This window comes from Inhella sp. (assembly GCF_027532025.1).
GTDB lineage: Bacteria > Pseudomonadota > Gammaproteobacteria > Burkholderiales > Burkholderiaceae_C > Inhella.
Map to the genome: position 1 here is coordinate 1 of NZ_JAPZSY010000136.1, position 13281 is coordinate 13281.

General features: G+C 67.0%; 10 protein-coding genes. 2 read left to right on the top strand and 8 right to left on the bottom strand.

Translation table 11 applies throughout. The features are described from left to right. From O9335_RS15985 to O9335_RS16010, 6 genes are all read right to left on the bottom strand, one after another. A partial coding sequence (locus O9335_RS15985; protein ID WP_298389941.1) for a cytidine deaminase occupies positions 1 to 213 on the bottom strand: 213 nt, incomplete at its 3' end. Positions 214 to 244: 31 nt separating this feature from the next. Next, positions 245 to 952 carry a hypothetical protein gene (locus O9335_RS15990; RefSeq protein WP_298389943.1) on the bottom strand — a complete coding sequence of 236 codons (708 nt, stop codon included), beginning with the start codon at positions 950 to 952 and terminating at the stop codon, positions 245 to 247. A 1-nt stretch (position 953) separates the two neighbouring features. Continuing rightward, entirely contained in the window at positions 954 to 1940 is a 987-nt protein-coding gene (locus tag O9335_RS15995; RefSeq protein WP_298389945.1) for an ABC transporter permease, read from the bottom strand. Continuing rightward, positions 1933 to 3036 (bottom strand): ABC transporter permease, encoded by a 1104-nt coding sequence (locus O9335_RS16000; RefSeq protein ID WP_298389947.1) that lies wholly within the window; start codon positions 3034 to 3036, stop codon positions 1933 to 1935. Before O9335_RS16000 ends, O9335_RS15995 begins: the two co-directional genes overlap by 8 nt. Continuing rightward, entirely contained in the window at positions 3033 to 4550 is a 1518-nt protein-coding gene (locus tag O9335_RS16005; RefSeq protein WP_298389948.1) for an ABC transporter ATP-binding protein, read from the bottom strand. The genes O9335_RS16000 and O9335_RS16005 overlap by 4 nt, the downstream gene beginning before the upstream one ends. Before the next feature lie 16 nt (positions 4551 to 4566). Continuing rightward, entirely contained in the window at positions 4567 to 5538 is a 972-nt protein-coding gene (locus O9335_RS16010; RefSeq protein ID WP_298389950.1) for a BMP family ABC transporter substrate-binding protein, read from the bottom strand. Between the two features lie 256 nt (positions 5539 to 5794). Here O9335_RS16010 and O9335_RS16015 point away from each other — a divergent pair, with 256 nt between their 5' ends. Both O9335_RS16015 and O9335_RS16020 read left to right on the top strand, forming a co-directional pair. Beyond that, the gene (locus O9335_RS16015) at positions 5795 to 9613 is read left to right on the top strand and encodes an ATP-binding protein (protein WP_298389952.1); all 3819 of its coding nucleotides are present in this window, start codon (positions 5795 to 5797) and stop codon (positions 9611 to 9613) included. After that, positions 9610 to 11433: an EAL domain-containing protein gene (locus tag O9335_RS16020; protein ID WP_298389955.1), complete on the top strand. Its 1824-nt coding sequence runs from the start codon at positions 9610 to 9612 to the stop codon at positions 11431 to 11433. Before O9335_RS16015 ends, O9335_RS16020 begins: the two co-directional genes overlap by 4 nt. Here O9335_RS16020 and O9335_RS16025 read toward each other — a convergent pair. Together O9335_RS16025 and O9335_RS16030 are read right to left on the bottom strand one after the other, a co-directional pair. Further along, a complete protein-coding gene (locus O9335_RS16025; protein ID WP_298389959.1) occupies positions 11414 to 12643 on the bottom strand; it encodes a pyridoxal-dependent decarboxylase, exosortase A system-associated in 1230 nt (409 codons plus the stop codon). The two genes, O9335_RS16020 and O9335_RS16025, sit on opposite strands and share 20 nt — an antisense overlap. After that, a partial coding sequence (locus O9335_RS16030; protein WP_298389962.1) for an AMP-binding protein occupies positions 12640 to 13281 on the bottom strand: 642 nt, incomplete at its 5' end. The genes O9335_RS16025 and O9335_RS16030, both read right to left, overlap by 4 nt.

Sequence of the window (13281 nt, forward strand, 5' to 3'; positions counted from 1 at the left end):
CACGCCGGCCAGCACCATCGCGCTGATGGCGCCAGCCTCGGCACAAACGCCTTGCGGGAAGGCCGCGTTCTCGACGTTGCAGCCGCCGAAGATCCGACCGTCGGCGCCGAGCAGTGCGGCGCCGACGTGGTAGTTCGAGTAAGGCGCATAAGCCACGGCCCGCGCCGCTTGGGCCACGGCCAGCATCCGGCTTTGGACGTCGCCGGTCAGCATGCCGAGCGCTCCATTTTTTGGGGTCCAGGCGTCATTCTTCTCGCCATGTCAAAGGAATGACTCTGACGTCTTCGCCGTTCCAAGCGACAACGGTGGCGCGGTACTGGGAACCTTCACGGCTCTTCTGCATGGCCAGTTGAACGATTGCGGTCTCGAAATCCGGACCTAACTCCCTGCGAACCATGCTCTCGGCCTTGCGGGCAGCCTCCCCGTTGAGACTGATGTACGTGAATGCTGTGCCCGCACTCACCAACGCAGCAGCAAGGACCATCGGGATCCACATCCTGCGTTGTGGACGGCCAATGGCACGACGAGCGAGCACCACCACGTCAGAGCCCAAAGACCTCAGGGCCCATGCAGATAGGGCTGTTGCGAATGCAACCCCCACCGCAGGGATCAGCAGGTTGATCGGTTCGTTGCTCAAGATGGCTCTTGTCAGCGCCAACGGTTGCATGGCCAATGCTGACAGCACGCCCAATGGCACGGCCACCACTGCGAATGCCGACAACCAGCGAACCAGCGATGCTGCACGCAAATGGCCATTGAGCAATGCGCCCGTCAATAGTGCAAGCAAGACCGGAAGCAGATTCAGGGTGAACGTAGTACCGGTGCGCGCGCGGCTCCAATGCTCCATGATGAACCAACTCACAGCCCCCAGCAGCAGCGCCCATCCCACGCGCTTGAGCACCGGACGATCAGCGTCCGGATTGGCCAATGCGAACCCATCGGACTGAGTCATCTCAGCGCTCCTTGACGTAAGGCCGACCCAGCGCCTTGGGCGCCACCGCCGAGCCAATGAAGCCGGCCAGCAGCACCACGGTGAGCAGGTAGGGCAAGGCTTGGATGGCCTGCACCGGCACCTCGCCGATGCCAGGCAAGGCCACACCCTGCAGGCGAATGGCCAGTGCGTCCAGCAGGCCGAAGAGCAGGCAGGCGGCCAGCGTGGGCAGCGGGCGCCAGCGGCCGAAGATCATGGCGGCCAGCGCGATGTAGCCGCGGCCAGCGGTCATGTTGGGGCTGAAGTTGGCGTTCTGCGCCAGCGACAGGTAAGCGCCGGCCACGCCGCACAGCACCGCGCCCATCAGCAGCGCGCGGTAACGCAGCCAGGCCACCGAGACGCCAGCGGCATCCACCATGGCGGGGTTCTCGCCCACGGCGCGCAAGCGCAGGCCCAGGCGGGTACGGGCCAGCAGGTAGGCCACCAGCACCAGGCTGGCGAAGGCGACGTACACCAGCACGTTGTGGCTGAAGAGCCCATGACCGAGAAAGGCGCCCAGGAAGGCGCCATGCTGCTGGGCGGCGCCCAAGGGCTCGGTCAGGCCTGGGGCCAGCGCTGGGATCCGCACCTCGGGGGGCAGCGTGGGCGTCTGCCCGCCCGTGGCAAACCAGGCAATGCCAAGCACCACCGTGAGCCCCGCCGCCACCATGTTGATGGCCATGCCGGAAATGACCTGATCGCCCCGGTGGGTGACGCAGGCAAAACCGTGCACCAGCGCCAGCACACCGGCCACCCCGATGGCGGCGACCACGCCGACCCAAGCCGACTGGGTGACGGCCGCCGCAGCGCCCGCGGCAAAGGCGGCGGCCAGCATCTTGCCTTCCAGCCCCAAGTCCACCACGCCGCTGCGCTCGGCCAACAAGCCGGCCAGCGCGGCCAACAGCAGGGGCGCAGTCAAGCGCAGCGTGGAGGCCAGCACCGAACCCAACATCACCAAGGTGTCATCCACGGCGGGCTCCCTTGAACAGTTTGGCGAACAGGGGCGCACTGACCATGGCCATGGCGCCCGCGAACAGCACGATGAGGCCCTGCACGGTGACGACCATCTCACGCGAGAAGCCCGGCAACTCGAAGCTCACCTCCACCCCGCCCTGGTACAGCACCCCGAAAAGCAGGCTGGCCAGCACGATGCCCACCGGGTGGTTGCGCCCCATCAGGCTGACGGCAATGCCCGCGAAGCCCGCCCCTGCCATGAAGTCCAGCGCCAGCTTGCCCTGCACGCCGGACAGTTCGTTCACCGCCACCATGCCCGCCATGGCCCCCGAGATGGCCATCGCCACCAGGATTTGTCGCTTGGGGTGGATGCCGGCGTACTCGGCCGCCCGTGGTGCACTGCCGACGGCCCGCAGGGCGTAACCCAAGCGACTGCGCCACAAAAACCAGCCCACGAACACGCACGCCGCCACCGCAAGCAGGCTGCTGAGGTTGAGCGGCGACGGCAGCATCTCGATGCCGAACCATGCGGCCACGTCGTGCAAGCCGGGCATGCGACCTGCTTCGGGGAAGGGGGTGGACTCGACCGCCATCGAGCCCGCTGGACGCAAGACGTTCACCAGCAGGTAGGCGTTCAAGCTGGCCGCCAAGAAGTTGAACATGATGGTGGTGATGACGATGTGGCTGCCGCGCCAAGCTTGCAGGTAAGCCGGCACCGCCGCCCAGGCCATGCCAAACAGGGCCGCGACCACCACCATCAGGGGCAGCAGCAGCCATGCGGGCCACTGCGGTGCCAGGTAGAGCGCCGCCAAGGTCAAGCCCAGGCCAGCAAACGTGCCCTGCCCTTCCCCCCCGATGTTGAACAGTCCCGCGTGAAAGGCCACCGCCACCGCCAAGCCGGTGAACACGAAGGTGGTGGCGTAGTACAACGTGTAGCCCAGCCCCGAGGGCGTGCCCAAGGCGCCCTTGACCAGCACCTGGAACGCCTGCACCGGGCTGTGCCCGATGGCGAGGACCACCGCGGCCGAAACGGCCAGAGCCACCAGAAGGTTCCACACGGGCAGCAGCCCGATTTCCACCCAACGAGGGAGCGAATACGAGGCGCTGCTCATGCTTGTGCGGCCATCAGCAGGCCCAGTTGGCGTTCGTCACAGTCGTCGATGGGCAGCTCGCCCGTGATGCGGCCGCCGTTCATCACCAACACACGGTCGGCCAGCGCCAAGATTTCATCCAGCTCGCTGCTGACCACCAGCACGGCGCATCCGGCGTCGCGCAGCGCGCGCAGCTGGTTGTGAATGAATTCGATGGCACCGATGTCAACCCCGCGCGTCGGTTGCCCCACCAACAGCACCTGGGGCGCCTCACCGATCTCGCGGGCGAGGATGAGCTTTTGCTGGTTGCCGCCGCTGAATTTGCTGGACCCCAATTCGGGGTTGCGCGGGCGCACGTCGAAACGCTCCATCATGGCGGCGCAGGCGGCCCGCAGCTTGGCGCCGCTCAGGCTCCAGCGCCCTGCTGCGTACTTGGGCAAATGCTGGTAGCCCAAGGCGGCGCTTTCCCAGGCCGGAAAGCTCATCACCAGACCACAGGCATGCCGGTCCTCGGGCACGTGGGCCAATCCGTCGGCCCGCGCTTGGGTGGGATGCAGCCAGGCATCGGGGCCGTAAGGCCGCCCGGCCAGGGTGATCCGTCCGGCATCCGGCGCCCGCAGGCCGCTCAGCACCTCCAGCAGCTCGGTTTGTCCGTTGCCAGACACCCCCGCCACCCCGACGATCTCACCGGCGCGCAGGCGCAGGCGAACGCTGTTCAGGACGGCCACGCCACGGGCATCGCGCAGGCTCAGGCCCTCGGCCTCCAACAGCACCTCGTCTCGAGCGGCCGGCGCCCCCGCCGGTCGACCCAAGGCCACCTTGCGTCCCACCATGGCCTCGGCCAGGGCGGCCTCGTCGGTGTCGGCGATGGCGCAGCGGTGCACCACCCGGCCCGTGCGCATGACGGTGACGGCATCACAGAGCGCCATCACCTCCTTGAGCTTGTGCGTGATCAGCAACAACGTGGTGCCGCGCTCGCGCAGGCGGCGCAGCACCTCGAACAGTTGCTGGGTTTCCTGGGGCGTCAGCACGGCCGTGGGCTCGTCCAGGATGAGCAGCTTGGCGCCACGGTAAAGCGCCTTGAGGATCTCCAGCCGCTGCAACTCGCCCACCGGCAATTCGCCCGCCAAAGCGTCCAGTCGTACCTGCAATCCGGTCTCGGCCATCAAGGCTTCCAAGCCCGCCCGCACGGTGGCTTGCCCCGTGGGCAAGTGCCAACCGGGTTCGGCGCCGAGCAGCACGTTGTCCAGGGCGCTCAGGGTGTCCACCAGCATGAAGTGCTGGTGGACCATGCCCACGCCCAGGGCAATCGCTTCGTGGCTGTTGCGGATCTGGACCTCGCGGCCGTCCAGCGCGATGCTGCCCTCGTCGGCCTGGTAGTAGCCGTAGAGGATGGCCATCAGCGTGGACTTGCCCGCGCCGTTCTCGCCGATCAGGCCGTGCACCGTGCCCGGCTCGACCGTCAGGTCGACCCCGGCATTGGCGTGCACCGCCCCGAAGCGCTTGTGAATGCCCCGCAGGGCCAGTGCCGTCACCGCGATGCCGCCAGGCTTACTTCTTGGCGCAGTCGGCCGGGTTGGCCATGAAATCGGCCACCGGCCGCTTGCCGCTGACGATCTCGCCCTTGATGGCGTCGAGCTTGGTGCGCAGATCGGGAGTCACCAGCTTGTCGTTGTGTTGGTCGATGGCGACCATCACGCCGTCCTCCTTCAAGCCCAGCGCCTGCGGCCCGGGCTTGAAGCCCTTGAGCACGTTGTAAACGGCCACGTCCACGCGCTTGACCATGCTGGTGAGCATGGTGCCCGGCTGCAAGTGATTCTGGTTGCTGTCCACGCCGATGGCGAATTTGCCAGCGTCTTTGGCCGCCTGGTAGACCCCGGTGCCCGTGCCGCCGGCGGCAGCAAACACCACGTCCACGCCCTTGGCGAACTGCGCCTTGGCCAACTCACCGCCGCGCGACGGGTCGTTCCAAGCGCTGGAGGTGGTGCCGGTCATGTTGCTGAAGACTTCCACTTTGGGGTTCGCGGCGCGCGCGCCTTGCTCGTAGCCGCACTGAAACTTGCGGATCAAGGGGATGTCCATACCGCCCACAAAGCCGAGCTTGCCGGTCTTGCTCTTCATGGCCGCCAGGGCGCCCACCAAGTAGCTGCCTTCGTGCTCCTTGAAGGTGATGGAGGCCACGTTGGGCAGGTTGACCACACCGTCGATGATGGCGAATTGCGTCTTGGGGAACTGCTTGGCCACCTGCTCCAGGGCCGAGGCCTGCGCAAAGCCGATGGAAATGATGGGGTTCGCGCCCCGCTCGGCCATGCGACGCAAGGCCTGAACCCGCTGGGTGTCGTTCGAGATCTCGAACTCGAGGTAGCTCTTGCCCGTCTCGGCCTTCCACTTCTCGACGCCGCGGTAGGCCGACTCGTTGAACGACTTGTCGAACTTGCCCCCCATGTCAAAGATGACAGCCGGCGCCGCCAGGGCCAGCGGGGACATCAGGGCGGTCAACATGGCAAGGGTCAGGGCTTTCATCGCAGGGCGTCCAAAAAGCGAAAAGGGGGCGGATTTTAGGGACGAGCGTGAGCACTCCACGTCCGATGGGAAAACCCTCACCAATGCTCCGCTCCGTGCGTAGAAGGTCGGGTCTAGCATGAAGCAACCCATGGCGCACCCATCCACCGTTTCTTCCCCCAGTGAGCCCGACAGCGCGCCGCGGGCGGATGGGCTGCGCTGGCGCCCTGCCAGCTTGGCGAGCTGGGTCGCCCTGAATGCCGGATTGGCCGTTGGCATGGCTGTTCTCGCTCGGCTGGGTTTGGATCTGTCCATGGGCCCCGGGGGCACCACCGCCCTGTGGCTGCCCAGCGGTCTGGCCCTGACCAGCTTGATGGCCTGGGGGCCGCGCTCGTTGCCCGGATTGCTCTTGGGTAGCGTGGCCAGCGACACCGCCTCGAACATGGGCCAGGGGCTTGCCCCCATGGCGGCGATCGGACTCGGCCTGCTCATGGCCACCGTGGGGGCTTTGCAATGGGGGCTGGTCCGAGCGCTGGCCGGCCGTTGGGACCGCTTGCAGCAGCAGCCTGGCTTGCGCGGCGTGCGGCGATTCGTGGGGGCGGTCAGCCTGGGTGGCGCACTGGCACCGAGCTTGGGCGTGCCCCTGCTGCTGCTGACCGAGCGGCTCTCGGCCTCGGGGGCGCCGGGGGCTTGGCTGACCTGGTGGGTGGGGGATGTCACGGGCATGCTGTTGCTCGCGCCCCTGCTGCTGTTGGCGCTGTACCCAGGGAGCGAGCGCCAAACGGCCCTGGGGCAGGCCTTGCCAGCGATCAGCGTGGGGCTGGGCTTGACCTTGTTGTGCAGCTACTTCGTCGGCCAAGCCGAGCGAGCAGGCGACCTGCAACGGGCCGGGGCCGAAGTGCGGATGGTGTCCAGCGCCTTGCAAGCCCAGGTGGAGTTGGCCGAGTCCGACTTGCGCCACCTGGCAGCCTTGCATCGGCGCGAACCCTTGAGCGACGAAGAATTCCACCGGACCACCGAAGGCCTTCGCCACCGGCATGCGTGGCTGAGCAGCCTGGGCTACCTGCGCCGGCTGAGCGACGAGCAACGACCCGCCTACGAGCGAGAGCGCGAACTCGGGCTCCGCACGCTGGACGAGGGGGGACGCCTCGTCACTGCCCCAGTTCAACCGAGGTACTGGGTGACCGAGCGCATCAACCCGAGCCAGGGCCATGAATCCCGGCTGGGCCTCGACGAGGGTGGAGATCCTGCGCGTCGTGCCGCCATTGACGCTGCCGTACGAAGCGGTGAAGTCACCACCAGCTCGGTGCTGGGCAAGCACGGATTTGGCCGTGACGAAGCGCTCGCAGTGTCCCTGTACGCACCGGTTCACGAAAGCCCCAACGCGGGCAGCGCATCGCCACCGGTCACGGGTGTGGTGTCGGCTGGGCTGCAACTCAAGACCCTGCTGACCACGGCCTTGGCGCCATTCGCAGGCTGGGAGATGCCCCTCTTGTTGGTGAGCGACGACCCCCTTCCGCGCGGGCTCGAATGGCGCGATGGGCGTGTTTTGGAATTGGATGCCAACGCGATGCGCGACCGACTGGGCGTGTTCCGTCAAGGCATGCCCCTGGCTCATCCTGTGGCCCTGGGGCAACGGCAGTGGCAGGTGTTCGCGCTGCCCACCGTGCACCGAGCCGGCCTGCCCTCGCTGCTGCAGTGGGGCACGCTCGGGATCGGCTTGTTGTGCACCAGCCTGTGGGCCACCATCCTGGCAGCACGCTCGCGTCGCGATGCGGAGCTGCGGCGCTCCAACGCCGAGCTGGAGCGCTTGGTGGGCGTGCGCACGCAGGATTGGGCTCGCAGCAACGAGGAACTGAGCGCCCTGGCCGAGTCGCTCGCCGCCCAAACCCAAACCCTTGCACAGCGGGAGGCCGTGCTCAACGCCGTGCTGCGCAGCCTGCCTGACCCGCTGTGGGTGAAAGACGCTCAGGGCGTCTACCTTGAGGCCAACCCCGCCCTGGCGAACGCACTCAACCGCAGCCCCTCGGAGCTGCTCGGCCACACCACGCGAGACCTGTTCCCGCCGGAACAGGCCGACCTGGACGACGAAGCAGACCGCCTCACCCGCGAAAGCGGTGAGCCCACGACCCGCCGCCAACGCGCCCTGGATGCCCACGGGCGCCTGCGCACCTACCGGGTCACGCGAAGCAATGTGCGGCTGGAGGACGGCAGCACCATCGGCCTGGTGGGGCTGGCGCGCGACATCACCGACGACCTGGCGCGCGAGGACGAAATGCGCCGCTTCCGTTGGCTGACCGAGTGCGCCTCCCAGGGCTTTGCATTGGGCCACCTCGACGGCCGGGTCGACTACCTCAATGGCGTGGCCCAACGCTGGCTAGGTGAAACCCAGTGGCCCCCCGCCACCCCCCCCAAGGCCCCGGACAACTACGACGAAGATGGGTTGCTGCGCCTGCGCAACGACGTCATGCCCGCCCTGCGCCGAGACGGCCACTGGACCGGGGAAATGCCCGTGCGTGGCCTGCCGGGAGCGCAAGTGCCGCCCGTGCTGGTCAGCTACCTTGTGCTGCGGGACGAGCGCGGTAAAGAGCGCGCTTTGGCCATGACCATGACCGACCTGAGCGAACAACACCGCATGGAAGTCGAGCTGGCCCAGGCGCGCGACCGGGCCGAGGCCGCCAACCGCGCCAAGTCGGTTTTCCTGGCCAACATGAGCCACGAAATCCGCACGCCGCTCAACGCAGTGCTGGGCTATGCCCAGTTGTTGAAGGAGCAGCGCGAGCTCCCTGCTGTCGCTCAAACCCAGGTGGCCAGCATCCTGAGCGGCGGGCAGCGCTTGCTGCGGCTCATCAACGACGTGCTCGACCTGTCCAAGATCGAGGCAGGTGCTTTGCAACTCGTGGCCGAGCCTTTCGACGTGCGACGCGAACTCGACGAGGGCTTGCGATTCATGGCTGAGCGTGCACGTCGCTCGCGCGTGAGCCTGGAGCACGACGTTGCCATCCCGCCTGGCGTGGTCGCCCTGGGGGACCGTGGCAAGCTGGGCCAGGTCTTGCTCAACCTTTTGGGCAATGCCATCAAGTTCACGCCGGCAGGTGGCCGGGTTGGTCTGCAGGCCCGGCTCGATGCCAACGATGTCGCCCACGTTCAGATCCAGGACACCGGCCCAGGCATCGCCCCCGAGGAGCTGGCGCAGTTGTTCACCCCATTTGTCCAAGGACGCAGCGGGGCCAGCCAAGGCGGCACGGGGTTGGGTCTGGTGTTGTCACGCAACCTGCTGCGGGCGATGGGGGGCGAGCTGACGCTGCACAGCGAACTGGGCGCCGGCGTGCGGGCCAGCATCACCCTGCCCCTGCAACGGCTGGCCCAGACGTCCGAAGCTGGCAACGACCCGGGGACTGGCGCTTGGCAGTTGGCGCCGGGTCAGCGCCTGGATGTGCTGGTGGCCGAAGACGACCCCGACAGCCGCACGGTGCTGTGCCAACTGCTGCAAAACATGGGCGTCACCGTCTGGGCCGCCGAGGACGGCGAGGCCGCATGGCAACTTGCCTTGCAGCACCCCATGGACGCGGTGCTGACCGACCTTCGCATGCCCCGGCGCGATGGCGTGGCGCTGATGCAAGCCCTGAAAGCCGACCCCGCACGACAGACCTGGCCCGTGGTCGCCGTCACAGCCTCCAGCCTCGTGCACGAACGCGACAGTTACCTGGCGATGGGCTTTGCTGACTACGTGGCCAAGCCCTATGAGTTCCAGCGCATCGTTGACGTGCTGCGCAAATTCACCGCCGCGACCTGGCAGCCGCGAGACCCGTCCCACCTGCCCACCCAGCCTACAGTCGACGCGGCTGAGCATCCCGCCTCGTCGCCCAACGCGACGGGAGAACCCCCGGCGCAGATCCTCTGGGGCGAGCTGCTGGCTTGGTCCGACGACGGCGATGTGGTGGCCCTGCGCGAATGGCTGCACAGCAAAGGCGCGCAGCAACTGCCACCCGCCACCTTGGCCGCGCTGCGCGAAGCGCTCGCGCGCTACGATTTCGACCGCCTGACGGCCTGCCTCCGTGAGGCCCAAGCCGCATCGCCGGAAGGAAGCGCATGACCCAACCTGTGGCCTCCAGCAGCCTGCTCATCGTCGATGACACCCCGGAGAACATCGATCTCCTCGTGTCCATGCTGGCGCTGCCCGGTCTGCAAATCTTGGCCGCCAACAGCGGTGAGCGGGCGCTGGCGCTGGCCGAGCGCAAGCAACCCGACCTCATCCTGCTGGACGTCATGATGCCGGGCATCGATGGCTTCGAGACTTGCCGCCGCCTCAAGGCCCAAGCGGCCACCGCGGACATTCCCGTGGTCTTCGTCACCGCTCTCGGAGACGATGTGGCCAAAGGCTTTGAGGCAGGCGGGGCTGATTACCTGGCCAAGCCCGTGCGGGCCGACGAGGTGCGCGCCAGGGTGCACCACCACTTGGAACGCCGCCGACTCTTGCGTGAGTTGCAACAAGTCAACGCTCAGTTGGAGCAACGGGTGCAAGAACGGACCCGCGAGTTGGTTCAGCTCAACCGCCAACTGCGCGAAGAAATCAACGAGCGGCGCTTCATGCAAGACCGCTTGAGCTACCTCGCCACGCACGACTTCATCACGCGGGTTTACAACCGCGACGCGCTCGAAGAGCAGGTGGTGCGCCTGTTGGCCGACACCCAGCGCTCGGACAACGGCGCCTGCCTGATGCTGCTCGACCTGGCGCGCTTTCGCATCGTCAACGAGGCCTGCGGCTACATCGCGGGCGACGAGTTGCTGCGCCAAGTGGCCGACATGCTGGCCGCCCTGTGCCTGCCCGACGACTTCATCGCCCGGCTGGGTGGCGACCGTTTTGCGCTGCTTTGCCGTCGCCCACCCGACCAAGTCATGCCCCTGGCCCAGCGCATCAAGGGGGTGTTCGAGGGTTTTGAGTTCGTGTGGGACGGTCGGGCCTATCGCATCGATGCGCGGCTCGCCGTCATCCCCATCCACCGAGACTTCGTCTCCTTCGATCAACTCATGACCAAGGCCGACGAGGCGGCCTACCTCGTGCGTCGGGACGGCGGCCCTTCGGTACGCCTGCACCGAGCCGATGTGCACGAGGCCGATGCCCGCGAGAGCGTGAATTGGGCGTACCGGTTGATGGATGCCCTCAAGCACCAGCACTTCCGGGTGTACTTCCAACGCATTCAGCCACTGGGCGAGCGCGCCGCACCGGGCCTGCGGTTCGAGACCTTGGTTCGCCTGTGGGACGCCGAAACCCAGCGGGTGGTCGCGCCCCCCGCGTTCATCGGCCCCGCCGAGCGCTACCAGTTGATCGATCAGATCGACCGCTGGATGTTGCGCGAAGTGCTGGGGCGGCTGAGCGCCTCGCCCTCGGTGCTGGCAGGCATGAGTCAGGTGTCGGTCAACTTGAGCGCTTACTCATTGCGCGACCCGACGTTGGCCGACACCGTGCTGAGCCAGTTGCAAAGCTGCGGTTTTCCACCCCACAAGCTGTGCATCGAAATCACCGAGTCGGGGGCCATCGTCAACCTCAGCGCCGCCAAGGTCTTCATGGAGACGCTCAAGGCCCACGGGGTGGCCTTCGCCCTGGACGACTTTGGCACCGGCTTTGCGTCCTTCGGCTACCTCAAGCAGTTGCCGTTCAACAGCGTCAAGATCGACGGCGCATTCGTTCGCGACATGGACACCGACCACGCCAACGCGGCCATGGTGGCCTCCATGGTGCAAATGGCCGATGCACTCGCCTTGCCCGTGGTGGCCGAATTCGTCGAGCGACCGGCCCTGGCCGAGCGACTCAAAGCCCTGGGGGTGCCCTACGCACAGGGCTACCTGTACCACCGGCCCGAAGAAATGACCGAAGCCGCCCTCCAGGCGGCACTCAAACCAGCACTTCCGTGACGGGCGGGTGGCCCAAGAAGCGGGCCGGGCTGGCGCTGGCGCCATAGGCGCCAGACTGAAACACCACCACCAGATCGCCGACATCGGCCCGCGGCAAGGCCATGCGGTCGGCCAACAGGTCCAGGGGCGTGCACAGCGGGCCCACCACGGTCTGCACTTCGCGGGGTGCTGACAAGCGGTTGCCCACCGTCACCGGGTAGTTCTTGCGAATCACTTGACCGAAGTTGCCGCTGGCGCTCAGGTGGTGGTTCAAGCCGCCATCGCACACCAAATACGTTTGCCCACGAGACACCTTGCGGTCGACCACCCGTGTCACGTACAAGCCCGCCTCACCCACGAGGTAACGCCCCAGCTCGATCACCAACTCGGCCTGTGGCAGCACATCGCGAGCCCGCTCCTGCAGGGCCGCCAAGTTGTCCCCGATGGGCGCCAAGTCCAAGGCTTGCTCACCCGGGAAATAGGGGATGCCGAAGCCACCACCCAGGTTGAGAAAACGAACGGGCGAAGGCGCGAAGTCGGCCAACCGCACCGCCAAGTCAAAGCTCTTGCTCTGGGCCTCAGCAATCGCGTCTGCCTTCAGGTTCTGAGAGCCGGCAAACAGGTGAAAGCCCTCAAAGGCCAGGCCCAAGCGAGCCACGGCCGCCAGCACCTCGGGGACGGCCTCGACGTCCACCCCGAACTGCTTGGGGCCGCCTCCCATCTTCATGCCCGAGCCCTTGAGCTCGAAGTCGGGGTTGATGCGCAAGGCCACCCGTGCGGGCATGCCCAAGGTCTGGCTCGCTTGGGCCAAAACTGGCAACTCTCGCTGGCTTTCGACGTTGACCAGCACGCCGCTGGCCACCGCCTGCACCAGCTCTGCGTCTCGCTTGCCGGGCCCGGCGAAGCTGACCTCGTGGGGGTCAGCGCCCGCATCCAAGGCCACCAACAACTCGCCCGCGCTGGCGACATCGATGCCATCCACCAGCCGGGCCATGTGCTGCACCAGCGCCGGCATGGGGTTGGCTTTCATCGCGTAATGCAACTTCAGGCCCGCCGGCAAGGCAGCGCGGAGCGCTTGCACGCGCTGCGTCAGCAAGCCACGGTCCACAGCGTAAAAGGGGGTGCTGCCCACTCGAGCGGCCAAGCGGCTCAAAGCGATGCCGTTCACCAGCAATTCCTCGCCATCGCTGACGAATTGCGACATCGGGGCGTGGGGAATGGATGCGTTCATGCGGGGCGCTCCCTCAGCGACTGGGCCAAGGCACTGCGATCGATCTTGCCATTGGGGTTGCGCGGCAAGGGGCCCGTGCGCTCGTCCAGCACGGCCGGCACCATGTAGGCGGGCATGCGCGCTTTGCACTCAGCGAGCAAGGCCACGCGATCCACAACACCACGGCCGGCTGGAGGCGTCACGATGACATGGATGGCCTGCCCCAGTTGCGCATGTTCCACACCGAAGGCCGCGCACTCGCCCACGAGTTGGGTGGCGTACAGCACCTCTTCCACCTCCGTCGGGCTGACGCGGTAGCCGCTGGTCTTGATCATCTCGTCTCGTCGGCCGATGAAGTACAGGAACCCCTCAGCATCGCGACGCACCGTGTCGCCGCTGAACACGGCGTACTCCGGCAAGGGCAAGCCGGGAAGGCGGGCCTGAGCGCCCGAGGGCAAGAGCTTGTAGCGCTCGGCGGTTTTCACCGGGTCACCCCAATAACCCAGGCCCACCAGGGGGCCGCGGTGCACCAACTCGCCCGGTTCGTCCGGTCCGCACTCACGACCGTCTTCTCCCAGCACCAAGATCTCTGCATTGGGGATGGCCTTGCCAATGGAGTCGGGGCGGCGGTCCACCTCCTCGGGCGGCAAGTAGGTGGA